Source organism: Micromonospora musae, from assembly GCF_003626635.1.
Classification (GTDB): Bacteria; Actinomycetota; Actinomycetes; order Mycobacteriales; family Micromonosporaceae; genus Micromonospora; species Micromonospora musae.
The window spans coordinates 305,471-328,796 of the sequence record NZ_RAZT01000009.1; the positions used below are offsets into that span (position 1 = coordinate 305,471).

General features: G+C 73.7%; 23 protein-coding genes and 2 pseudogenes. 16 read left to right on the forward strand and 9 right to left on the reverse strand.

The genetic code is table 11. The annotated features are described in order from the left end of the window. The first annotated feature begins 48 nt into the window (after positions 1-48). The 6 genes and pseudogenes from D7044_RS19720 to D7044_RS19745 form a co-directional block, all read left to right on the forward strand. Complete coding sequence (locus tag D7044_RS19720; protein WP_120682096.1) at positions 49-819, forward strand: DUF5995 family protein; 771 nt, start codon at positions 49-51, stop codon at positions 817-819. A gap of 135 nt (positions 820-954) precedes the next feature. Further along, on the forward strand, positions 955-1,707 hold the full coding sequence (locus D7044_RS19725; RefSeq protein WP_199716689.1) for a phosphotransferase: 753 nt from the start codon (positions 955-957) through the stop codon (positions 1,705-1,707). Positions 1,708-1,846: 139 nt separating this feature from the next. After that, complete coding sequence (locus D7044_RS19730) at positions 1,847-2,257, forward strand: hypothetical protein (RefSeq protein ID WP_233563458.1); 411 nt, start codon at positions 1,847-1,849, stop codon at positions 2,255-2,257. Between the two features lie 83 nt (positions 2,258-2,340). After that, on the forward strand, positions 2,341-4,431 hold the full coding sequence (locus D7044_RS19735) for an APC family permease (protein ID WP_233563461.1): 2,091 nt from the start codon (positions 2,341-2,343) through the stop codon (positions 4,429-4,431). A gap of 209 nt (positions 4,432-4,640) precedes the next feature. Next, positions 4,641-5,051: pseudogene (locus D7044_RS33040) on the forward strand (hypothetical protein); the annotation flags it as partial. Positions 5,052-5,336: 285 nt separating this feature from the next. Next, positions 5,337-6,413 (forward strand): annotated as a pseudogene (locus D7044_RS19745) (hypothetical protein); the annotation flags it as partial. Positions 6,414-6,600: 187 nt separating this feature from the next. Here D7044_RS19745 and D7044_RS19750 read toward each other — a convergent pair. Beyond that, a complete protein-coding gene (locus D7044_RS19750) occupies positions 6,601-6,807 on the reverse strand; it encodes a hypothetical protein (RefSeq protein WP_120682100.1) in 207 nt (68 codons plus the stop codon). 251 nt (positions 6,808-7,058) lie between these two features. Between D7044_RS19750 and D7044_RS19755 the strand changes: the two genes are divergently transcribed. After that, positions 7,059-7,886, forward strand: coding sequence for an L-threonylcarbamoyladenylate synthase (locus D7044_RS19755; RefSeq protein ID WP_120689796.1), 828 nt, complete (start codon positions 7,059-7,061; stop codon positions 7,884-7,886). A gap of 79 nt (positions 7,887-7,965) precedes the next feature. Here D7044_RS19755 and D7044_RS19760 read toward each other — a convergent pair whose 3' ends face one another. The 6 genes from D7044_RS19760 to D7044_RS32440 form a co-directional block, all read right to left on the reverse strand. Next, entirely contained in the window at positions 7,966-9,171 is a 1,206-nt protein-coding gene (locus D7044_RS19760) for a low temperature requirement protein A (RefSeq protein WP_120682104.1), read from the reverse strand. 176 nt (positions 9,172-9,347) lie between these two features. After that, positions 9,348-10,382 carry a hypothetical protein gene (locus tag D7044_RS19765; RefSeq protein WP_120682106.1) on the reverse strand — a complete coding sequence of 345 codons (1,035 nt, stop codon included), beginning with the start codon at positions 10,380-10,382 and terminating at the stop codon, positions 9,348-9,350. Positions 10,383-10,592: 210 nt separating this feature from the next. Next, positions 10,593-11,942 (reverse strand): FAD-dependent oxidoreductase, encoded by a 1,350-nt coding sequence (locus D7044_RS19770; protein WP_120689797.1) that lies wholly within the window; start codon positions 11,940-11,942, stop codon positions 10,593-10,595. A gap of 7 nt (positions 11,943-11,949) precedes the next feature. Beyond that, positions 11,950-12,297 (reverse strand): TcmI family type II polyketide cyclase, encoded by a 348-nt coding sequence (locus D7044_RS19775; RefSeq protein ID WP_120682110.1) that lies wholly within the window; start codon positions 12,295-12,297, stop codon positions 11,950-11,952. Between the two features lie 84 nt (positions 12,298-12,381). Next, positions 12,382-13,227 carry an AfsR/SARP family transcriptional regulator gene (locus D7044_RS19780; RefSeq protein WP_120689798.1) on the reverse strand — a complete coding sequence of 282 codons (846 nt, stop codon included), beginning with the start codon at positions 13,225-13,227 and terminating at the stop codon, positions 12,382-12,384. Between the two features lie 278 nt (positions 13,228-13,505). Beyond that, positions 13,506-13,655, reverse strand: coding sequence for a hypothetical protein (locus D7044_RS32440; RefSeq protein ID WP_158609394.1), 150 nt, complete (start codon positions 13,653-13,655; stop codon positions 13,506-13,508). On the opposite strand from D7044_RS32440, the gene D7044_RS19785 reads away from it, so the two are divergent. From D7044_RS19785 to D7044_RS19825, 9 genes are read left to right on the forward strand one after another with little or no spacing between them, the layout of a single operon-like run. Next, positions 13,654-13,992: a TcmI family type II polyketide cyclase gene (locus D7044_RS19785; RefSeq protein ID WP_120682114.1), complete on the forward strand. Its 339-nt coding sequence runs from the start codon at positions 13,654-13,656 to the stop codon at positions 13,990-13,992. The two genes, D7044_RS32440 and D7044_RS19785, sit on opposite strands and share 2 nt — an antisense overlap. Then, positions 13,989-15,725: an acetyl-CoA carboxylase carboxyltransferase subunit alpha gene (locus D7044_RS19790; protein ID WP_120689799.1), complete on the forward strand. Its 1,737-nt coding sequence runs from the start codon at positions 13,989-13,991 to the stop codon at positions 15,723-15,725. Before D7044_RS19785 ends, D7044_RS19790 begins: the two co-directional genes overlap by 4 nt. Beyond that, a complete protein-coding gene (gene accB / locus D7044_RS19795) occupies positions 15,722-16,261 on the forward strand; it encodes an acetyl-CoA carboxylase biotin carboxyl carrier protein (RefSeq protein WP_120689800.1) in 540 nt (179 codons plus the stop codon). Before D7044_RS19790 ends, accB begins: the two co-directional genes overlap by 4 nt. A gap of 11 nt (positions 16,262-16,272) precedes the next feature. Continuing rightward, complete coding sequence (locus D7044_RS19800; protein WP_120689801.1) at positions 16,273-17,706, forward strand: acetyl-CoA carboxylase biotin carboxylase subunit; 1,434 nt, start codon at positions 16,273-16,275, stop codon at positions 17,704-17,706. Positions 17,707-17,715: 9 nt separating this feature from the next. Then, complete coding sequence (locus D7044_RS19805; protein ID WP_120689802.1) at positions 17,716-18,492, forward strand: SRPBCC family protein; 777 nt, start codon at positions 17,716-17,718, stop codon at positions 18,490-18,492. Beyond that, the gene (locus tag D7044_RS19810; RefSeq protein ID WP_120689803.1) at positions 18,485-18,889 is read left to right on the forward strand and encodes a cupin domain-containing protein; all 405 of its coding nucleotides are present in this window, start codon (positions 18,485-18,487) and stop codon (positions 18,887-18,889) included. Before D7044_RS19805 ends, D7044_RS19810 begins: the two co-directional genes overlap by 8 nt. Next, entirely contained in the window at positions 18,886-20,157 is a 1,272-nt protein-coding gene (locus D7044_RS19815) for a beta-ketoacyl-[acyl-carrier-protein] synthase family protein (protein ID WP_120689804.1), read from the forward strand. Before D7044_RS19810 ends, D7044_RS19815 begins: the two co-directional genes overlap by 4 nt. Then, on the forward strand, positions 20,154-21,404 hold the full coding sequence (locus D7044_RS19820; protein ID WP_120689805.1) for a beta-ketoacyl synthase N-terminal-like domain-containing protein: 1,251 nt from the start codon (positions 20,154-20,156) through the stop codon (positions 21,402-21,404). Before D7044_RS19815 ends, D7044_RS19820 begins: the two co-directional genes overlap by 4 nt. Further along, positions 21,397-21,714 carry an antibiotic biosynthesis monooxygenase family protein gene (locus tag D7044_RS19825; protein WP_120689806.1) on the forward strand — a complete coding sequence of 106 codons (318 nt, stop codon included), beginning with the start codon at positions 21,397-21,399 and terminating at the stop codon, positions 21,712-21,714. Before D7044_RS19820 ends, D7044_RS19825 begins: the two co-directional genes overlap by 8 nt. A 112-nt stretch (positions 21,715-21,826) precedes the next feature. Here D7044_RS19825 and D7044_RS19830 read toward each other — a convergent pair whose 3' ends face one another. Continuing rightward, positions 21,827-22,768: an exo-alpha-sialidase gene (locus D7044_RS19830; protein ID WP_120689807.1), complete on the reverse strand. Its 942-nt coding sequence runs from the start codon at positions 22,766-22,768 to the stop codon at positions 21,827-21,829. A gap of 151 nt (positions 22,769-22,919) precedes the next feature. Continuing rightward, a complete protein-coding gene (locus D7044_RS19835; protein WP_120682133.1) occupies positions 22,920-23,324 on the reverse strand; it encodes an MmcQ/YjbR family DNA-binding protein in 405 nt (134 codons plus the stop codon). Between the last annotated feature and the right edge of the window lie 2 nt (positions 23,325-23,326).

Here is a 23,326-nt window from a genome sequence, read left to right on the forward strand (position 1 = left end):
CCCTGTCGCGAGCGGCGCGCAGGTGCCGTGCACCACTGTGGAGGAGAGATGTCGGAACCGGTCTGGGGGCCCGTGCACCGGGACATCGTCGACCTGCTCGCCGACCACCCGGCCGACGTGCCGGCGGTGGTCGACCACCTCACCAAGCTGCAGGACCTGCTGGTCCGGATGCCTCCGCTGCTGGACAGCTGCCCGCTGGCCGACTTCAACGGGCTCTACCTGACCATCACCACGACGGTGCTCGACGGCCTCTACGACGACCGGTTCGTGGACCCGGTCTTCCTGTCCCGGCTCGACGTGGAGTTCGCGGCCCGCTACTTCGACGCGATGCGGCTCTGGACCGACTCCAGCGCGGGCACGCCGAAGGCGTGGAGCTGCCTCTTCGAGCGCATGCACGGCCCGGACGCCCGCCCGTTGCCCTCGGCGGCGGCGGGGGTGAACGCGCACATCAACTTCGACCTGCCGTTCGCCCTGGTCACGACGTTCGACCACCTGGAGTCCGAGCCGGTCGACGGGAGCGACCAGCACCGCGACTACCTCGAGATCAACAACATCTTCGCGGAGAAGATCCCGGGGCTGCGTCGCGGCTACCTGGAGCACTGGCAGCTGCTCATCGACATGCTCAACGGCGACATCGACGACTGGTACCAGGGGGAGCTGGTCGAGTACACCCGCGATGTCGCCTGGCGCAACGCACAGAAGATCTGGCGCTGCCGGCACGACCCGGCAGCCCACGAGTGTGAGCGCAACCGGCTGGATTCGACGGCCGCGGCGCTCGGTCGGCTGCTGTTGTCGCCCCTCGGGGCGTTCCTGCAGTAGCCGGGACGGGGGGTCCCCGCGTTCCGTCCGGGGGGCGGAACGCGGGGGCGCGTACGGCAAGACGCGGGGGGAGGCGCCGTCGGTTCGGGGGGACCGGCGGCGCCGTGCCGTCTGCGGCTCGGGCAGGATGGCCCGGTGACCGCGTACGAGCAGCCGCTGGCCGGCAACGTCACCGGTGGGTTGGTGCGCGTCGGTGACACCGTCCGCCGCCCGGCCGGCCCGTGGACCGACGCCGTGGACGCGCTGCTGCGGCACCTGCACGACGTCGGTTTCACCGGTGCCCCGCGCCCGCTCGGGCGCGACGAGCAGGGCCGGCAGGTGTTGGAGTACGTTCCGGGCGAGTGCGGCCCGGTCGACGGCAGCTACCCGCTCGGGGAGTTGGCCAGCATCGGCGCGCTCCTGAGCGACCTGCACCGCGCCACCGAGGCCTTCGTGCCGCCGCCGAAGGCGTGCTGGCAGCCCGCCATCGCGCCCGATCGGGAGCAACTGCTCTGCCACCACGACGCCGCGCCGTGGAACCTGGTCCGCTCGCCCCGGGGTTGGGTGTTGATCGACTGGGACGGGGCAGGTCCGGGCTCCCGGCTCTGGGAGTTGGCGTACACGGCGCAGAGCGTCGCCGGTCTGCGCGCCGATCGGCCGGCCGGCGAGTCGGCGCGGCGACTGCGCGCCCTGGTCGACGGGTACGGCCTGGCGGAGGCCGACCGGCCGGCGCTGGCCGCGATGCTGCCGCGGCGGGCCGCGGCGATGGTCGAGTTGCTCCGGCGGGGTGCCCGCGACCAGATCCAGCCCTGGGCCCGGATCTGGTCCGAGGACGGGGTGTACTGGCAGGAGACCACCCGCTACCTGGCCACGCACGTGCCGCTCTGGGAGCGGGCTCTGTCGGACTGATCCCCGCGCCCCGGGGTTCGGGGTGTCGGTCGCGCGGCAGGGGGTACGCCCGCGACATGACCCGGCCGACTCGGCGGCGTCCCGCCGCCAGACCTCGCCCCGCCCGCCCGGCGCCGTCGCGCCCGGGTGGCCCCACGCCGTGTCCCAACGGCGGTACGCGATGAGCCGGCGCTTCCCGTTCCGCTTCGACCCGGCGTTCCGTCCGCTGCTGGCGCTGGTCGGCGTCCGGCCGGGGACCGCCTGGGCGGAGGTGGACGACAGGCAGCTGGTCGTCCGCTTCGGGCCCTGGCGGTTGGCCACCGCCCGGGAGAACGTGACCGGGGTGGAGCGGGGTGGGCCGTACCGCTGGTGGCGGGCGATCGGTGTGCACCTGTCGCTGGCCGACGGCGGGGTCACCTTCGGCAGCAGCGCCGCGGCGGGGCTCTGCGTCCGGTTCCGTACGCCGGTCCCCGCGCTGGCACCGGGGCGGTGGCTGCGTCACCGGGCGATGACGATCACCGTCGCCGACCCGGACGACCTGGCCCGCGTGCTGGGTGGCCCGGGAGGCTGAGCGGCTTCCCCGGTTCCGCCGGGCGGGGGCCGGCGTACCCCCTACGGTCGGGTCAGGAGCCGGCGAGCTGCGGGACGGGGCACATGGCTGAGGAGCACGGGGGGAAGCCGGGTCGGGCGCACGGGCGCCGGCAGCGGTCCGGACCCGGTTCTGAGCTGCGGGCCGCCCGCGACCCGAAACGGGCCGAGCCCGCCGGCCGTCGGGTGACGGTTCCCGAGCGGGTGTCCAGCCCGTCACGCCCCGCGCCGCCCGCCGGTCGGCTGCACCGGTGGCTCTTCCGGCACCGGGTTCAGCCGGTAGGCCCGGAGGCGGCGGAGGGTCAGGCCCGCACCCACCCCTGGTGGCAGGTGATGTGTCTGACCGGGGTGGACTACTTCTCGACCTTGTCGTACCTGCCGGCCATCGCGGCGGTGGCGGCGGGCGCCCTGTCCCCGCTCGCGACGCTGCTGATCGTCGCGCTGACCCTCTTCGGGATGCTGCCGATGTATCGGCGGGTGGCCCGGGAGAGCCCGCACGGGCAGGGTTCGGTGGCGATGCTGGAGCGGCTGCTGCCGTTCTGGCGCGGCAAGATCTTCGTCCTGGTCCTGCTCGGCTTCGTGGCGACGTCGTGGATCATCACGATCACGCTCTCCGCGGCCGACGCGACCGTGCACCTGGTGGAGAACCCGTACCTGCCGGAGGGCTTCCGCAGCACCGGGGTGGCGGTCGCGGTCACCGTGGTGATGCTGCTCGTGCTCGGTGGGGTGTTCCTGCTCGGGTTCCGGGAGGCGGTGGTGGTGGCCATCCCGCTGGTCGCCGTCTTCCTGGGGCTCAATGCGGTGATCGTGGCGGACGCGATGGCCCGGATCGTCAGCGAGCCGGGGGTCCTCGCGGACTGGGGTGACGCGCTGACCTCCAGCGTCGCCGGTCCGGGGGACATGCTGGTGACCACCGTGCTCGCCTTCCCCCTGCTGGTGCTGGGGCTCTCCGGCTTCGAGACCGGGGTGAGCATGATGCCGCTGGTCGCCGGGCGGGGGGCCGACCGCGAGGCCCGGCTGGCCGCCCGGATCCGCAACACGAAACGGCTGCTCACCACCGCCGCGTTGATCATGTCGGTCTACCTGCTGCTGACCACGTTCGTCACCACGGTGCTCATCCCGGCGGAGGCGTTCCGGGCGGGCGGCCCGGCCAGCGGGCGGGCGCTGGCCTACCTGGCCCACGCCCACCTGGGCGAGGTCTTCGGCACGCTGTACGACATCAGCAGCGTGCTCATCCTCTGGTTCGCCGGCGCCTCGGCGATGGCTGGCCTGATCAACATCGTGCCGCGCTACCTGCCGTCCTACGGCATGGCGCCGGACTGGGCGCGGGCGATCCGCCCCGTGGTGCTCGTCTACACCCTGGTCAGCGTCGCGATCACGCTCGCCTTCCGGGCGGACGTCAACGCGCAGGCCGGCGCGTACGCCACGGGGATCCTGGCGATGATGGTCTCCGGCGCGACAGCGGTGAGCATCGCCGCGCTGCGCCGGCAGCGGCGGAGAGCCGCTGCCGGCTTCACGGTGCTCACCCTCGTGCTGCTGTACGCCCTCGGCGACAACATCGTCGAGCACCCGGACGGGATCGCCATCTCCAGCCTCTTCATCCTCGCCATCATCGTGGTCTCCCTGATCTCCCGGGTGACCCGGACCACCGAGCTGCGGGCGGAGCGCATCGAGTTCGACGAGGCGGCCCGACGGTTCGTCGCCGAGTCGGTGGCGCACGACGGGCGGCTGCACCTGATCGCCAACAAGCGCGACAGCGGCGCGTTGAAGGAGTACACGCTCAAGGAGCGGGCGCAGCGGGCGATGAACCCGGTGCCCGGTGCGGCGGACGTGCTCTTCCTCGAGATCGACGTCATCGACCCGTCGGGGTTCAGCCATGTACTGCGGGTGCACGGGGTGGAGGTGGGCGGGTTCCGGGTGCTGCGGGCCAGCAGCCCGGCGGCCCCGAACGCGATCGCCGCGATCCTGCTGGCGCTGCGGGACGTCACCGGCGTCCGGCCGCACGCCCACTTCGAGTGGTCGGAGGGGAGTCCGATCGGGCACCTGCTGCGGTACCTGATCCTCGGGCGTGGCGACACCCCGCCGGTGGTCCGGGAGATCATCCGCCGCTGCGAGCCAGACCCCGCCCGCCGCCCCGGGATCCACGTCGGCGGCTGAGCGTCCGGCGTGCCGCCGTCACAGTGGCCAGGTCGTCTGCCTCCTTTTCGGGTCAACCGCGACCAGGAACACGAATAGTACGATTATTCATGTTCGGGCGGAGCTGTCCGTATTGCGTCCGTAACGTGGCTTTCGGTGGTTGACGGGACGTCGCTCACCCCGCGCCCGGTTTGGCGCGGCCAGGTCAGGCAGCCAGGAAGGCGGAAGAGATGTCGACGTACGAAGGGAGCCGGCGGGCAGCACGACCCGGCCGGCCCCGTTGGTTAGTGACCGGAGGGCTGCTCGCGGGCAGCCTGGTCGTGGGCGCGGTGGGGGTCAGTGGCGTCGCGGCGGCGGCCGGTGACCCAGATCGGCCCATCATCGACGCGGCGAGTGACCGTGTCGGTCGGCCGGACGCCCGGATTGCCGGTGGCCCCGGGACAGGGCGTCATCCGGTGGTGCAGGTGCCCTGCGACGCGGAGAAGCTCGTGGCGGCGCTCGTGAAGGCCAACGCGGAGGGTGGCGGATCGCTGCGGCTCGCGCCGAAGTGCAGGTACACGCTGACCCAGGCGTTCGCGCAGCCCGACGACTACGACGGCGGAATCCGAGACGCACGGGAGGCGGCCGACGCCGCCGAGAATGCGGGCGGCGCGGCCGCGACCCCGGGTGCTGCGGCTGAGAGTCCGGCCACTGTGGCTGAGAGTCCGGCTGCTGCGGCCGCGACCCCGGCTGCTGTGGCTGAGAGTCCGGCTGCTGCGGCCGCGACCCCGGCTGCTGTGGCTGAGAGTCCGGCTGCTGTGGCTGAGAGCCCGGGTCCTGTGGTGGAGAGCCCGAGCGGTGTGGCGGAGAGCCCGGGTCCTGTGGTGCAGAGCCCGGGTCCTGGGGTGGAGACCCCGGGTCCTGGGGCCGAGACCCCGGGTGCTGGGGCCGAGACTCCCGGCGACGTGGCCGAGACTCCTGGCGACGAGGAGGCTCCCCCGCGCAACCTGGCGGACGACAAGGCCGGCCTCCCGGTGATCTACCAACCGATCATCATCGACGGGGCCGGAGCGATCATCGAGCGTGACAAGCAGGCCGAGGAGTTCCGCTTCTTCACCGTCCGCGACGGCGGCGAGTTGTTCCTCCGCGATGTCGAGCTGCGCAACGGGCGCTCCAAGATCGAGGGTGGCGCCATCCACATCGTGCACGGCGCGACCGCCGTCGTCGAGCGCGTCACCGTCACCAGCAACACCTCGCTCTCCAAGGACGGCGGAGGCGGCGGCATCTTCAACGACGGCAACCTCGTGGCCTCTGACATCCGGTTCGTCGGAAACAGCGCGGCCGGCGCCGAGGGCAAGGGCGGGGGCCTGCTCAACGGCGGCGTGCTGACGCTGCGCAACTCGGAGTTCCACCGCAACAGCGCCAACGCGTACGGCGGCGGCCTGGGCAACTTCCGTGGCGCGGCGGACGTCGAGGGCACCACGTTCACCCAGAACAGCGCGGTGCAGGGTGGCGGCATCGCCAGCTTCTCGGCCCGTACCAAGGTCCTCGACACCGAGGTGCTCGGCAACACGGCCCAGATCGGCGGCGGCGTCGCCAACTCCGACGCGGTGATCGTGCTGCGTGGAATGACGATCCGGGACAACACCTCCACCGTCAAGGGCGGCGGCATCTCGACGACCCAGGGCCTGCTCCCACTGGACGACAGTGTGGTGGCCGGCAACACGACCCACGGCCACGGCGGTGGCATCTACGCCGAGAAGTCCAACCTGCTCGTGCGTGGCAGCGACGTCGCCGACAACGAGGCGGCCGGTGACGCCTCGAAGGGTGGCGGAATCTACGCGACCGCTGGTCAGTTGTCCGTTTACACCACCAACGTCGTCAGCAACAACGCGACCGGGCAGCCGGGCGGTCTCTTCGTCGAGCGGGCGCAGGTCCGCATCGACGACGAGAGCGTCCTCACCGGCAATGAGCAGACCAACTGCGTGGGCAGCACCACGCCGGTGGCCAACTGCTTCCGCTGACGGCGATCGGCGTACGACACGGCGCACCCGGACGCGCGCGACGGTCCCGACGACCGTCCCGGGCGGACGGGTGCGCCCTGCCGTGCTCAACCGAGGGCGCGCAGCCGGCCGGCGTTGGAGACGTGTTCCGGGACAGTGCCGGCGCGCGCCGTAACGGCGCGCGCCGGGTGGGGGAGCGGACCGGGGCCTACTTGGACGGTTCCGGCAGCTCACAGTCGATCTTCGGGTTGGCGCCGATGTAGTTCAGCGGGCCCGCCACGATCGTCACCAGGATGGTGCCCGCCTCCGCGCAGTTGGTGTCGTCGCCGCCGTAGTAGCCCCGCTGCCCGGCGGCGATCGCGCCGATGATCAGCCAGATCACGACCAGGATTCCGAGTATCGAGGTGCCCCGCATGGCGTGCCTCCTGAGGGGGTTGTGGTGGGTGAGTGCAGCGGATGTACCCAACCGCCTCGATTCGCTAACGGTGCCGCCGATCGGCGACACCTGCGGGCCGTCCGGCTGGTCCTGGGCGGGCCGGTGGTACGAGTCCGCATCGGTCGGCCGCACCGGATCGGACGTGGCCACTATCGGATCGAGGACGATCTCCACGCCGCCGGCCGTGGCCGACGTAGAACTGGCCTCACGGCGCTCGCCGAGGAGGAGCCATGCAGATCCGGACCCCGACCCGGTACATCGACCACCCCGCCGATGTGGCCTTCGCGGCCCGTGCGCTGGCCGACGGTGTGGTCGTCGCGGTGGCCTTCGCGAACTTCTACGCCCTCGTCGCGCGCCCCGACGAGGAGTGCGTACGCCGGCTCAACCTGGCCAAGGGGCGACCGGCGGACCAGGTGGGCAGCGTCACCGTGGCCGCCTACCGGACACCGTCCGTCTTCGACTGGTCCCGGATCTCACCCCGGCTGCCCGAGCGGCGGGTACGCGCCCTGATGGAGATCCTGTACGGGGCCGGGCCGTTCGGGTTCCGTGGCCCGGCCGCCGACCGGCTGCCCGACCACCTCACGCGGCACGACCGGGGAATCCGCACCGCGCAGGTGATCGCGCCGGGGGCGCTCTGCCCGTCGAACGCCTTCCTGGAGCGGGCGGCGGCCGAGGCCGGGGTGGACCATCTCGCCATCACCTCGGCGAACCGGTCCCGGCACCTGACGGGCGTCGACGAGGAGCCCGCGCACTGGAAGGCCGACGGCATCGCGGCCGACTTCGCCCACCTGCCCGACCTCGTCCTGCTCGCACACCGTGACGAGCCGGCCGCCCGCGCCGCGTACCCGGCCTATCTGCCCAACTCGGTAACCCTGCTCTCGTTCCACCGGCCGGAGGGGGAGCGCGAGGAGCCGCCGGTGCTCATCGTGGACCGGCACGGTTCGCTCCACGTCGACCGGGTGCGCCGGGCCGCCGCCCCGCTCGGGCTCCAGGTGCGCCTCGGCGCCACCGCCGGGCAGCGCCTGCCGGTGCGGGCGTACGACGGCGCGTTGGTGTGACCCGCCGGGGTGGGTGAGCCGCTCGGCTCGCCGTCGCCGGGCCGTGACGGTGACCGACGGTGGCGCTGGTCGGCCTTGGTCAGTGCGCCGGGGCCGGCGCCTCGGGTGGCCGTCCCCAGCTACGCCGGACGTCCGTGACCGCCACCCCGGCGAGCACCAGCATGGCACCGAGCGAGGTGAACACCGGCGGCAGGAAGATCACGATCGGCGCGATGGCGAGCAGCGCCAGCAGCCCACCGGGGCGGGAGTTGGAGACCCGGCTGAAGACCTCGTACTCGAAGGCCGCCCGTCCGGCGAGGAAGAGCGCCGGGCCGCCGAGGATGACCGCGACCCAGGCCGGCGGCACCGAGCCGTCCTGCGGATGCAGCACCAGGTCGAAGCCGGTCGCCGTGGTGACCACCCCGGCGATCATCACCAGGTGGGTGTACGGGGCGGTGTAGAGGAACTTGCTCGGTGACCGCGACCGTTCGATGGCGACGGGGAGCAGTTCGCCGGACTTGTGCACGTAGATCCGCCAGAGCAGCAGCGTGGTGGCGAACGCGATCGCGAAGGACCCGCTGTTCTTCCAGCCCGCGTGCGCCGGACTGAACATCAACCCGATGGTGAGGACGGCGTCGCCCAACGCGATGATGAAGAACTGCTGGTAGCGCTCGGCCAGGTGCTCGGAGGTGACGCTGCGCTGCGCCATCGGCACCACCCCGAGGCCCGGCACCGGGTACGCGAGGCGGAACCCGCCGTAGTCGATGGCGAGCGCGACCGCCCAGCACACCGCACGCCAATGATCCTCGACGTATCCGCCGATGATCCACGGCACGGCCGAGACGGCGAACCAGGTGAAGATCCGCAGTGCGCGCCGGCGGGTCTCGGGGGCGTGTCGGACGGTGGGTATGAGGAAGAGGCCCCGGCCGAGGTGGATCGCCACGTACGTGCCGGCGAAGACGAGGCCGCTGTCGCCGAACGCCTCGGGGATGGCGGTCGTCATCAGCAGGACGCCGAACATGACATGCACGATCAGCAGCTTGATCTCGGGCCGCTCGGGGTCGTACAGGTCGGTGACGAGGGTGGTGATGGACCAGGTCCACCACACGGCGGCGAGCATGATGAGCGACTGCGCCGCGCGGTACCAGTCCAGCCCGTCGACCATGCCCTTGGAGATGAGGGCGAGCGCGACCACGTAGACCAGGTCGAAGAAGAGTTCGAGCAGGGTGACCCGGCGAGGGCCCTCCGGGTCGCGTACCGGCGCGCGCCGTCGCCGCGGCGCCGGTTCCGGCGTGGCGGTCGGCACGGTCGGCTCCCGGTTACCAGGTCGGGTCGGCAGGCCCTTCGGCCCCTCCGCCTGACCGTAGCGACGTCAGCCGCGACGTACGCCCGATTCGCTTTCCTTGCTTCGGGCGACGGCCGCCGAGCCCCGGTTCCGTGCCGGCGGGACGAGCCGCCCGCCGGCACGGAACCGGGACGATGTCACGCCTCGCTCGCGCCGGTCGGCGCGGTCGTCGCCTCGTCCGGTGCGGTGGCGAGCAGCCGCGCCTGCTGCGGCCAGGTGGCCAGGCCCGGCGCGGCCCGCAGGCCGGCACCCCGGATCAGCTCGCGCAGCGCGGGCTCGTCGAGGTCGGCCAGCTGCCGGTAGGTCCGGACCCCGGCGGCCTGTAGCGCCGCGGCCATCTTCGGTCCGACGCCCTGGATCCGGCGGAAGTCGTCCACCTCGACCGAGGTCGCGGCGACCGGACGGACCGGCGGGGTGGCGACCGGGGAGGGCCGGGTCGGCGGCTCGGCTCGCTCGTCGTCCACGGCCGTCGACTCCTCGGCGGTCGTGGCGACCGGAGCCGGTGCGGCCCGCTCGGGCTGGTTCGGCGGCACGAGCGCCCCGAACGGAAGGGCCGCGGAGGACGCGGTGACCGCCGGTTCGGCGCCCGGCGTCGCGGCGTCGGCCGGTTCGGCGACGACGGCCTCGGTCGGTTCGGCGGCGACAAGCTCGCCGGTCGCCGGCTCCGGCTCGGGAAGGCTCGCCACCGGCTGCGGCTCGGGAAGGCTCGCCACCGGCTCCGGCTCGGAAGCGATCGTCGCCGGCTCGTCGGCGCCGGCCGACCCGGTCGCGTCGAGCCGCTCGGCCTCCGGCGCGGAACGCGGCGCGACGACGGGGGCGGGACCGTCGGTCAGCGCCATGTCCGCCGGGTCGACGTCGGACACCGGCGGGACGCCGGTCGTCGCCACCTCCTCCGGCAACGCCGCCCCGGCGTCGCCCCGCTCGGCGGGCACGGTCGTCTCGTCGGCGACCGCCGTCGGCGCCGGGTCGATCGTCGCCACCGGCTGTTCGGCATCGGTGACCGCGGCCGGCGCCGGAGGGGCGAGCACAGCCGTCGTGGCGGCCGGAGCGGCGTCCACGGTGGCCGGATCGGGCTTCCGCGCGTCGCGCCGACCACGCAGGAACCAGCCGCCCGCCAGACCGATCAGCAGGGCGAGTATCACTGTCAGCGACTGCCCGAAGGACCACGCCACGGCAGACCTCCCTCTCACCTCGTCGAGTCATAACGTGGGAAAAACTCGCCGCAGCTTCGCATACGCGCGGCTGCGGCGGTCGGGAGGCTCGGGGTCGTACCGGGAAGGGGGAGAGGTTCGGCACCGACGGTCTGCCGGCCGTGACTGAACGTGCCGACTGGACGGCGACGACCCCGGCGCGTGGCGGCGCCGGGGTCGTGCCGGACGGGCTCAGTCCTCCTCGTCCCGATAGGTGTAGAAGTCGTCCACGAAGTTGCGGCGCAGCCGGGGCACCCGACTGGTGACGCCGAAGTAGCCGCGCGCCCCGAGCAGCGCGAGCCGGCCGACGACCGGCTTGTACATCCGGTCGTCCCCGTTCGTGCCGCTGCGGTTGAGCGAGTCGGCGACCCGGGCGAACCCGTACGGCAGCATCGCCGTCTCGTAGTCGGCGACCGCCTGCAGCAAGGTCTTCCCGCCCGTGGCGGCGAGACGCAGTTGCCGGCAGAGCAGCACGGCGTCGCGCAGCGCGGTGTTCGCGCCCACCCCACGGCCCGGCGTCATGGTGTGGATGGCGTCCCCGAGCAGCGTCACCGTGCTGCTCTTCCACTGCGGCACCGGCTCGGAGGTGCTCACCCGGATCGGCAACGCGCTGGCCGGGTCGCTGCGCATCAACAGCTCCCGCAGGCGCGGATGCCAGTTGCCGGTGAGGTCGAGCGCGACCTGCACGAGTTCGTCGCCGCGACGCTGCATCACATCGGACGGGAACCGGCGGGCGGTGCTCCACACCACGAGGTTGATGTTGTCGCGTGTCGGGTCGTGCACCCTCCCCGGCCACCGGGACAGCAGGGCCGCGTCGGCCTCGGAGACCCCGGGCTTCAGGCGACCCTCGGCGTCCCACTTGAAGTCCATCACGTGCAGCACGCCCATCATGCCGCCGGTGCCGAAGATCAACGAGATGCCGCGCTGGAGCCGCTCCGGCAGCAGCGCCCGGGTGTGCTCGGTGAGCGGGATCCGGGTCGCGATGTTGATCGTCCCGGCGTCCCGGGTGACCGCGTGCGGAAGGTACTGCCGGCGCACCGCGGAGTGCGTGCCGTCCGCGGCGACGAGCAGGTCCCCGGTCGCACTGCTCCCGTCGGCGAAGTACGCGGTGACCGTGCCGTCGTCCCGCTGCTCGTAGTGGGTGAACGTCTTGTCGAAGTGGACCACGTCCTCCATGCCGGTGAGCAGCACCTGGCGCAGCGTCATCCGGGCCACGGACCGCTCGGTGTCGACCGGGTGGGTGTCCGGGCGCAGCTCGAACGACGCGGTCCGGCGCAGGCGTTGGGTGAGGACGTTGAACCAGCGCGGGGAGCGGGCGCAGGTGGCCAGGTAGATGTCGAACAGCTCCGGCGGCAGACACTCCCGCAGCGCCCGGCTGCCGGTCGGGCCGATGCCGACCCGGTAGCCGAGCAGCCCCTCGCCGCGGGTGCGGTACCGCTCGTAGACGGCGACGCTGATCCCGGCCCGGCGTAGCCCGTGCGCCAGGCACAGGCCACCGGTCCCCGCGCCGACGATGAGCACGTGCGGCGCTGTGGCGGACACGCCGGCCTCAACCGGCCGCGCGCGGAGCGGGCGCGGTGATCGCGTCCCACCGGTAGAAACAGCCGGCGATCGCGTCCCGCGGGGAGCGCCAAGTGGGCAGGTAGGGCGAGGTGTGCGCGGAGAGCCGCTCGTTGACCTGGTGGTAGAGCGGATGGTTGCGAGCCTCGCTCAACGCCTCCGGGGCGACGTCGGCGGTCTCCATGAGATGCACGAAGACGTCGTGCAGGCAGTACAGCGACCGGTGCGTGACACCGGTGAGCTCGGGCAGCTCGGTGGCGTCGGACTCGGCGAAGATCTGCGCCACCCGGCCCTCCGCGCCGGGCGCGATCCTGCTCACGATCAGTAGACGGCTCATCGGACCCCTTCCACCGGTGGCCCACGTCGCAGGCCACGGGACTGTCGTGCCGCCCACCGTGCCGTCCGGCCTGTCACCTGCCCGTCACACGTTGCGTCGCGTCGGTGACGCCGGGCGCGGCGGCCCGCCGGTGGCGCGGCCCGGGTGGCCGGGGGAGCGGCGCGGGCCGCCACCGTCGCGGGTGGCCCGGCGGATCGGAGCGAGCGTCTCGTCGAGCAGCGCGCACATCGCCGCCGAGGGTTCCAGCCGCAGCTCCCGCCGGAGCAGGTCCCGGTAGACGTAGAAGGCGTGCACCGCCTCGAAGGCGTTGCCCTCGGCCAGGTGGATGCGGACCACCAGCCGGTGCGGGGTCTCGCGCAGCGGCTCGGCGGCCATCGCCTCCAAGGCGGCCTGCAGGGCCTCGCCGTGCCGGCCCGCCGCCAGGTGCTGGCCGGCCACCTGCTCCAACATGTGCAGGCGGAGCTGGCGCAGCCGTTCCCGCTCCAGCAACACCCAGTCGTCGTACCAGCCGGGAAGCAGGTCGTGGCGGCCGGCGGCGAACGCCCCGGTCGCGTTGCGCGCGTCGTCGCCGTCGCGTACCCGGCCAGCCGTGCCGACCAGCTCGTCGACGTCGAGCCGGACGGCCGGGTCCAGCCGTACCGTGTCGGCGCTGACCGTGAGGGGACAGCATGGGTCCTGCCGCAGCCGCCACAGCGCGGTGCGCAGCGAGGAGAGCGCCCGCTCCTCGGCGGCGTCGGGCCAGAGCAGGCCGGCGAGTTGACAGCGGGTGGCGCCGGGGCGCAGGCCGATCAGCGCGATCACCCGTTGCAGGCCGCGCGGCACCACCACCGGCGTGTCGCCGTGCAGCAGTTGGAAGCCACCCAGCAGGTGCAGTGAGACCTCCGCGCCGGGACGGCTCCCGGTCGGCGGCACGGACGGATCAGCGGCCACGGCGGCACCCCCTGCGGAACGGTCGTACCGGCTGTCTGCTGTGTCCCCCGGCGCGGCTGCCCCGTGACACCGCTGTCGTCGCTTCGCCGTGGCCGCGGCGTCGCGCCGGGCCGCCGGGCTGACCGTGACGAAGATTATCAATAACCGTCACTCTGGGTCAATGTCGCGACGGCGACGCGAGTTACCCCGGAGAATCCATGAGACCTGCTCTGAACTGCGGAAATTTGTCGTCGTCGACGATCGAGGACAGGCGACGCATAGCGGATACACAGCTTGCGTCAACGCAGCGTCACCAACCAGGGGTGTTCGCGTACCCGCTGCGGTGACGCCGTCGTGACGAGCCGCGCCGCATCGTGTCGGGAGTCGTCCGGCTCGTCCGGCGCCCGGCGCGCACGCCCGGTGAGCGCCGTGGGGGGAGGCTCGTTCATGGATCGATCGCTCATCGTCGCGAAGGTGATCCCGACCGCGGAGGCGCAGGTCGCCGAGGTCTTCGCCGACTCCGACGCCACGGAGCTACCGCACCTGGCCGGGGTGCGGCACCGGTCGCTGTACCGGTTGCACGACCTCTACGTGCACCTGCTCGAGACCGAGCTCCCCGGGGACGCCGCGGTCCAGGCCGCCCGGGGCCATCCGGAGTTCGACCGGGTCAGCGCGCGCCTGCGGCCGTACATCACCCCGTACTCGCCGACCTGGCGCTCGCCGCGCGACGCGATGGCGCACTGCTTCTACCGCTTCGACGCCGCGCCGGTCGGGCGGCGGCCATGACCGCCACCGCGCCCCGCGAGGAGCAGCTCTGGTCCCGCTGCGCCGGCTGCGCCACCCTGCTCTACCGCAAGCGGCTGCGGCGCAACCTGGACGTCTGTCCCGAGTGCGGTGTGCACAGCCGCCTCGGCGCGCCGGACCGGCTGCGGCAACTGGTGGACCCGGACTCGTTCCGACCGCTGCCCGACGACCCCGCCGACGTCGACCCGATCGGCTTCGTCGACGTGGTGCCGTACCCGCACCGGCTCACCGCCGCCCGTACCGGCACCGGGCTCGCCGAGGCGGTGCTCTGCGGCACCGCGACCCTCGGCGGTCACCCGGCCGCGCTCGCGGTGATGGACTTCCGCTTCCTCGGTGGCAGCCTCGGCTGCGCCGTCGGCGAGTTGATCACCCGGGCCGCCGAGCGGGCGCTGGAGGAACGGGTGCCGCTGATCCTGGTCACCGCCTCCGGCGGGGCGCGGATGCAGGAGGGCGTGCTGTCGCTGATGCAGATGGCCACCGTCAGCCAGGCCGTCGCCGCGCTCCGCGAGGCGGGCCTGCTCACCGTCAGCGTGCTCACCGACCCCACCTACGGCGGGGTGGCGGCCTCGTTCGCCACCAACACCGACGTGGTCGTGGCCGAGAGCGGGGCCCGGATGGGGTTCGCCGGCCCGCGGGTGATCCGCCAGGTCACCGGCCGCGCGTTGCCCGACGGCTTCCAGACCGCCGACTTCCTGCTCCGCCACGGCCAGGTCGACATGGTGGTGCCCCGCCGGGCGCTGCGGGGCCGGCTGGTGGCGCTGCTCGCCGCGGGCCGCACCGGACGTCCGCGCCCGGCCGAGGCTGCCGCGCCGGCGACCAGCCCGCCCGTGCCCCGGCAGCCGACGCCGCACGCCACCGCCACCGTCACCGCCACCGCCGTCGACCCGCCGGCCGAGGTGGCCGACCCCTGGGCGACCGTACGCCTGGCGCGACACCCCGGCCGGCCCACCACCCTGGACTACCTGGAGTCCGCCTTCGACGGCTTCGTCGAGCTGCACGGCGACCGGCTCGGCGGCGACTGCCCGGCGGTGGTCGGCGGCCTCGCCCGCCTCGACGGCCGGCCGCTCATGGTGATCGGCCACCAGAAGGGGCACACCACGGCGGAGCTGGTGGCGCGCAACTTCGGCATGGCCAGCCCGGCCGGCCACCGCAAGGCGCTCCGGCTGATGCGCCTCGCCGCCCGACTCGGCCTGCCCGTGGTCACGCTGGTGGACACGCCCGGCGCCGACCCGGGTGTCGGCGCCGAGGAGCAGGGCCAGGCCGCGGCGATCGCGGAGAACATCCTCGCGCTCACCGTGCTGCCCACCCCGGTCGTCGCGGTGATCACCGGCGAGGGCGGCAGCGGCGGCGCGCTCGCCCTGGCGGTCGCCGACCGGGTGCTGATGCTCCAGCACGCGGTCTACTCGGTGATCAGCCCGGAGGGCTGTGCCGCGATCCTCTGGCCCGACCGTTCGGCGGCGCCGCAGGCCGCCCGCGCGCTGCGGCTCACCGCGCCGGACCTGCACCGGCTCGGCGTGGTCGACGAGATAGTGCCGGAGCCCGCCGACGCCGCGCACGCCGATCCGGACGCCGCCGCCACGGCGCTGCGCGACGCGGTGCGGGCCAACCTGTCGCCGCTGCTCGACCTGCCACCCGCCACCCTGGTGCGCCGTCGCCGCCAGCGCTTCCGCCGCTTCGGGGCGGCCCGCGCAGGCAACCGGGCGGGTGCCCGGTGACCGCCGGCGCGGCCCGGCCGCGGCCCGTGGCGACCGCCGAGAGCGTCCCGGACGGCACCGAAGCGGGGGCCGGCACCGACGCCGTGCTGGCGGGGCTGCGCCGGCACGCCCGGCAACTGGTGGCCGAGCTGGCCGGGCCGGTACGTCGGGTGCGGCTGCGCAGCGGTGAGACGGTGCTGGAGGTGGAGTGGCACGGCAGCGGCACCCCCGCCCCGGTGGAGCCCGTCGCGCCGCGGCGGCCGGCCCCGGCCGCGCCGTCCACGGCCGAGCCCGTGGCGCCCGCCGAGCCCGCCGACCGAGCGGTGGTCCGCGCGCCCATCGTCGGCACCTTCTACCGGTCGCCCGAGCCGGGGGCGGCGCCGTTCGTGGCCGTCGGTGACCTGGTACGGCCCGGGCAGGTCATCGGGATCGTCGAGGCGATGAAGCTGATGAACGAGGTGGCCGCCGAGCGGGGTGGCCGCGTCGTCGCCGTGCTGGCCGACGACGGCCAACCGGTGGAGTACGACCAGCCGCTGGTCGCGCTGGAACCGGCCTGAGGTGGTGTGGGATGTTCGAGAAGGTCCTGATCGCCAACCGTGGCGAGATCGCGCTGCGGGTGCTGCGCGCCTGCCGTGAGCTCGGTGTGCGTACGGCGGTGGTCTACTCCGCCGCGGACGCCGACTCCGCCGCCGTACGCCTCTCCGACGAGGCGGTCCGGATCGGGCCCGCGCCCAGCCGGCGCAGCTACCTCAACGCCGCCGCCATCGTCGAGGCGGCCCGGCAGGTGGGCGCCCAGGCGGTGCACCCCGGATACGGCTTCCTCTCCGAGGACGCCGACTTCGCCGAGATCTGCGCGCAGAACGGGCTCACCTTCATCGGCCCGCGGCCGGAGGTGATGGCCGCGCTGGGCGACAAGTCGTCCGCCCGCGCCCTGATGAGCCGGGCTGGTCTGCCGCTGCCGGCCGGCAGTGTCGAGCCGGTGCCCACAGCGGACGCGGCGGTGGAGGTGGCCGCCGGGATCGGCTACCCGGTGATCGTCAAGGCGGCGGCCGGGGGCGGTGGACGGGGGATGACCGTCGTCTGGACCCCGGCCGACCTGCCCCGGGCCTACGCGAAGACCCGAGCCACCGCCCAGAAGGTCTTCGGCGACGACCGGGTCTACGTCGAGCGGTACCTCACCGACGCCCGGCACGTCGAGGTGCAGGTGCTCTGCGACGCCCACGGCAACGGCGTGCACCTGGGCACCCGGGACTGCTCCGTGCAGCGGCGGCACCAGAAGCTCATCGAGGAGGCGCCCGCGCCGGCGCTCTCCGCCGCCACGCTCGACACGATCGCGGAGACCGCGCTGCGCGGCGCGCTCGCGGTCGGCTTCACCGGCGCGGGCACCCTGGAGTTCCTGGTCGACGCCAAGGAGCGGTTCCACTTCCTGGAGATCAACTGCCGGATCCAGGTGGAGCATCCGGTCACCGAGATGATCACCGGCATCGACCTGGTGCACGAACAGCTGCACATCGCCGCGGGAACGCCGCTGCGCCTGCGGCAGGAGGAGATCCGCCTGCACGGAGTCGCCGTCGAGTGCCGGGTCAACGTGGAGGACCCCGACCGCGACTTCGCCCCGACCCCGGGGCGGCTGGAGCGCTTCGTCCCGCCCGGCGGCCCCTTCACCCGGGTCGACACCCACGGCTACCCCGGCTACCTGGTCGGCCCGCACTACGACTCGCTCCTGGCCAAGGTGGCGGTCTGGGCGCCCGACCGGGAGCTCGCCCTCAACCGGCTCGAACGCGCGCTCGACGAGTTCGACGTCGCCGGGCCGGGCGTACGGACCACCATCCCGTTCGCCCGGCGGGTGCTCGACGACGCCGAGTTCCGCAAGGGCCGCCACCACACCGGACTGGTCGACCGGCTGCTCACCGCCCCGCCGGCCGACACCCCGGACCCGCCGGTCACCGCGGTGACCGCGACCCGCCCGTCGACCACCGCCGACCGCCCGATGTCCGACTGAGGAGGACTGATGACCGTCACCCAAGGCCAGCCGCTGACCACTGCGATCACCGACATCCTGGTGACCCACTGCGGGCTGGACCCCGAGGTCGCCGCCCGTGCGCCGGCCGCCTCCCTGGAGGAGCTGGGCCTGGACTCCCTCGCCCTGCTCGAACTGTCGGCGGTGGTCGCCGACCGGTACCGGGTGCAGATCCCCGAACAGGCCGCCCAGCTCAGCATCCCGGCGGTGGCCGACCTCGTCGCCCGCAGCGCCGACGGCCCGCCCACCGCGCACGCCGTGCCCGCGCAGCACCACGGCGAGCGGCCCGCGCACACGGAGAACAGCATCGTGATCGCGGCCCCGCTGCCGCTGGTCTGGGAGATCACCAACGACGTGGCGAACTGGACCGAGCTCTTCACCGAGTACGCGGTGGTGGAGATCCTGCACCGCGACGGCGACACGGTGCGGTTCCGGCTCACCATGCACCCGGACGAGAACGGCATCTCGTGGAGCTGGGTCAGCGAACGTACCGCGGACCCGAAGACCCGCGAGGTGCACGCGCACCGGGTGGAGACCGGGCCGTTCGAGTACATGCGGATCCACTGGCGCTACACCGAGGAGCCGGCGGGCACCCGGATGGCCTGGACGCAGGACTTCTCCATGAAGGCGACCGCGCCGGTGGACAACGCCGGGATGACCGACCGGATCAACGCCAACAGCGCGGTGCAGCTCGCCGTCATCAAGGAACGGATCGAGCGCCGGGTGCAGACCGGGGAGCTCACGGTGAAAGAGGGCGGCGATGAGTGAGCGGACGGTGGGCCTGGTGGCGGCCCGCGACGTAGCGGCCGACCGGCGTCGCGGTGGTGAGCTGCGGGTGCTGCTCGGGCCACGCACCGTCGGCAGCACCTCCGGTTTCATGGGGGTTGCCCGGCTGGGCCCGGGCGAGCGCATCGCCGAGCACTACCACCCGTACAGCGAGGAGTTCCTCTACGTCGCGCGCGGCGCGATCATCGTGGACCTCGACGACCGGCCGGTGCCGGTGGCCGCCGGCGAGGCGCTCCACGTGCCGATCAACGTACGGCACCGGCTGCGCAACACCGGCGACGAGCCGGCCGAGGTGGTGTTCCACCTCGGACCGCTGGCGCCCCGGCCGGAGCTCGGCCACGTCGACACCGAGCTGGCCGAAGAGCGGGGCGCGTCGTGAGCGGGCGCCGCACGGTGGTGACCGGGATCGGCGTGATCGCCCCGGGTGGGGTCACCCGGGACCGGTTCTGGAAGTCGATCACCGAGGGGCGGACGGCGACCCGGCGGATCACCTTCTTCGACCCGTCGCCGTTCCGGTCCCGGATCGCCGCCGAGTGCGACTTCGATCCGGTCGCGGCCGGGCTCACCGAGGTCGAGCGACGCCGCGCCGACCGGTACGTGCAGTTCGCGCTCGCCTGCGCCGACGAGGCGGTCGCCGACGCCGGGCTGGAGCTCACCGAGGCCGAGCGGGACCGCACCGGGGTGGTGCTCGGCACGGCGGTCGGCGGCACCATGGCGCTGGAGCAGGAGTACGTGACGGTCTCCGACGGCGGCCGGCGGTGGCTCGTCGACGCGGCCCGCGGCGGCCCCTTCCTCTACCAGGCGCTGGTGCCCAGCAGCCTCGCCGCCGACGTGGCCTGCCGGTACGGGCTGCACGGCCCGGCGCAGGTCATCTCCACCGGCTGCACCTCCGGCATCGACGCCATCGGGTACGCCCATCAACTGATCGTCGACGGCGAGGCGGACCTGGTGCTCACCGGCGCCGCCGACTCGCCGATCTCGCCGGTGACCGTCGCCTCGTTCGACGCGATCAAGGCGACCAGCCCGGACAACGACGACCCCGCGCACGCCTCCCGTCCGTTCGACGCCGACCGGCACGGCTTCGTGCTCGCCGAGGGGGCCGCGGTGCTGGTGCTGGAGGAGGCCGAGCACGCCCGGCGGCGCGGCGCGCACGTCTACTGCGAGGTCGCCGGGTACGCCAGCCACAGCAACGGCTACCACATGACGGGGCTGCGACCCGACGGGGTGGAGATGGCGCTCTCCATCGAGGCCGCGCTGCGCCAGGCCCGGCTCGCCCCGGAACAGGTCTCCTACATCAGCGCGCACGGCTCCGGCACCCGGCAGAACGACCGGCACGAGACCGCGGCCTTCAAGCGGGCGCTCGGCGAGGCCGCGTACCGGGTGCCGGTCAGCTCCATCAAGTCGATGGTGGGGCACTCGCTGGGCGCGATCGGTTCGATCGAGATGGCGGCCTGCGCGTTGGCGATCGAGTTCGGCGTGGTGCCGCCGACGGCGAACTGGACCACCCGCGACCCCGAGTGCGACCTGGACTACGTGCCGAACGAGGCCCGCGAGCTGCCGGTCGACGTGGCGCTCTCGGTGGGCAGCGGGTTCGGCGGCTTCCAGTCCGCGATGATCTTCCGGCGGCTGTCGAAGGCGGCCGCGTGACCGCGCGGGCGGTGGTCACCGGCATCGGGGTGGTCGCCCCGAGCGGCATCGGCGCGGCCGCGCACTGGCAGACGGTGCGGGAGCGGACCCGGCGTACCGGGCCGATCACCCTCTTCGACCCGGCCGGCTACCCGACCCGCCTCGCCGGTGAGGTGACCGGTTTCGAGGCGACCGGGTACGCGGAGAGCCGGCAGCTGGTACAGACCGACCGGTGGACGCACCTGGCGTTCGCCGCCACCCGGCTGGCGCTCGCCGACGCCGGCCTGCCGGAGCGCTCGCCCGACCCGTACGGCTACGCGGTCACCCTCGCCAGCTCCTCCGGCGGGAACCTCTTCGGTCAGCGGGAGCTGCAGCGCCTCTGGGGCGGATCGTCGCGCACCGTCGGGGCGTACCAGTCGATCGCCTGGTTCTACGCGGCCAGCGTCGGGCAGCTCTCCATCCACCACCAGTTCAAGGGCCCGTGCGGGGTGCTGGTCAGCGAGGCCGCCGGTGGCCTGGACAGCCTGGCGCACGCGGTCCGGTCGGTGCGCCGGGGCACACCGGTGGTGATCGCGGGCGGCACCGAGTGCCCGCTGAGCCCGTACGCCCTGGCCTGTCAGCTGGCGGGCGGGCTGCTCAGCGACGTCGCCGACCCGGAGCGGGCCTACCGGCCCTTCGACGCGGCGGCGAGCGGCTACCTCCCCGCCGAGGGTGGGGCGGTCTTCGTCGTGGAGGAGTTGGAGCACGCGCTGGCCCGGGACGCCCGGATCTACGGCGAGCTGACCGGCTGGGGCGCCACCCACGACGCCGTGCACACCGGCCCGGAGACGGCCGGAAGCCCGACCCAGTACGCCCGCGCCATGCGGCTGGCTCTCGACCGGGCGGGAACCTCGGCGGAGGAGGTGGACGTGGTGCTGCCCGACGCGCTGGGGGTGCCCCGCTACGACCGTACGGAGGCCACCGCGCTGCGGGCGGTCTTCGGCTCGCGACGGCCGCCGGTCAGTACGCCGAAGCCGTTGACCGGCCGGGCGCACCAGGGTGGCGCGGCGCTGGACGTGGCCACCGCGCTGCTCGCCCTCCGGCACGACACGCTGCCCGCCTCGGCCGGTCCCGACGAGGTGGCTCCCGGCTGTGAGCTGGACTTCCTGCGTGAGCACCGGCGACCGCGCAGCCGGGTGGCGATGGTCTGCGCGCGGGGCTTCGACGGCTACAACAGTGCGCTGGTCCTGCGCGGGACGGCACCGGTGAGGGAGGACGAGGATGAGTGAACGGCGGGCGCGGGTGGTCTTCCTGGTCCGGGTGCCGGGGGAGCGCACGGAGGCCTTCCTGGCCGCGTACGAGACGATCCGCCACCAGGTGGCCGGCGGGGTGCCCGGGCACCTGGTGGATCAGGTGTGCCGGTCGTCGGCCGACCCGGAGCAGTGGCTGATCACCAGCGAGTGGGAGAGCCTCACCGACTTCGAGACCTGGGAGCGCAGCCCGGAGCACCGGGAGCTGGTCCGGTCGATGCGGGAGTGCTTCACCGACGCCCGTTCGCTGCGTTTCCACGTCCACGCGCAGACGCCGACGCCCGTCTGAGCGCCGGGCGGCGCTTCCACGTGCCCGCCCAGAACCCGTCTGAGCACGGATCCGCGCGGTGCCGGTCCCGTGCGGACCCCGCCGGGGCGGCACGCCGTCTCCACGGCCGGGCTCAGCGGTCGAGCGTCACCTCGGCGAGGTAGACGCAGGTGCGTCCCTCGTGGGAGGAGTAGTAGCTCACCCAGAGCAGATCGTCGTGCCAGACCAGGCCGGGGTAGCTGGTGTCGCCGCCGGAGGGCAACGTCACGAGCTCGGTCAGCTCGCCGCGCTCGGCGTCGAGCGCGCAGATCGCGGTGCGGGCGCGGCCGTCGAGCAGGCGTACCCCGGCGATCAGCCGGCCGTCCGGCAACCGCAGCAGAGCGGGCCCGCCCACCTGGACCCCCAGGTCGGTCCAGTGCCAGTCCCGGTAGGGAGGGCGGGCGCTGCCGAGCTGCGCGGTGGCCGTGTCGCGGTCCCGACGCAGCAGGCAGCGAGCGGTCCCGTCGGGCTCGAAGATCAGCCCCGACTCGTTGGGGTAGCCGTCGGCGAAGAGCGTGGGCACCACCGGCTGCAGGTCGAGCCCGTCGCCGCTGCGGTAGAGGCGCGCGAAGCGCGGTTCCCGGGTGGCGTAGCCGACGCCCCACATGGCGTCGCCGTGCCAGGCCGCCCGCCACAACCACACGTCCGGCTCACCCACCGGGATCGGGTCACCCCAGCGGTGCCCGTCGGCGGAGAGCCAGGTGACGGTCCGGAACGCCTTCGTGGAGCCACCCGTCGCCGCGGCGGCGTACAGCTGGAGCCGGCCGTCGGGGCGGGTGACGAGGCGCGGGTCCCGCAGGTCGGCCCCGTCGCGGGTCAGCAGCGCGGCGGAGGTCCAGTGGCGACCGTCGGCCGAGACGAGCACGCGGACGGCCCCGTCGCCGGAGACGTGCGAGCCGCCCTCCCGGAACACGCAGAACCACCGGTCCCGGTGTCGGGCCAGGTCGGTGAAGGCGTTGTGCGGTGCGCTGTCGCCGATGCGGCGTACCGCGGTGACCGTTGCTTGCGTGGTGCGGCCCATCGGTGACGGGTTCATGCGCGGCGGCCTCCTGGCAGGGGCGTCCGGTCCGGGCGATCACGTTAGGGCCCGAAGCGGACATCCGGGAGGCCCACCGGCGAACGCCGGGCGAACATCCGGGGCGGAGCGTCTTCGCCGCCGGTCCCGGCCACCGCCCGCTGCGCCGCGGTCACTCCGGCGACGGCGTGGCCGGCATCCGGTACGCGGCGGCGAGCCGCTTCGGAGCGCGGTCGTACCACGCCTCGACCATCAGCTCGGTCAGCTCGGAGCGCCCGATGCGGGCGAGCCGGACGAGCACCGCCGGATACCCGTCGAAGTGGGGGATGGTGAAGTAGACCGACGGGTCGTCGGCGAGCAGCGCCTCCTTCGCGCCCAGGTCGGGCACCCGGGCGCCGAGGATCGGGCCGTCCGGCGCGTCGTCGCCGAGGACGCTCCGGTCCGCCTCGCGCAGCGGACGTTCCCACACGAACGCCTTGTTCCGCACCCGCCAGGCCGGCAGGCCGCCGTACGACTCGTGCTCGCTCGTCTCGGGCAGGGTGGCCGCGATCCGGCGGACGTCCTCCCAGGTAGCCATCG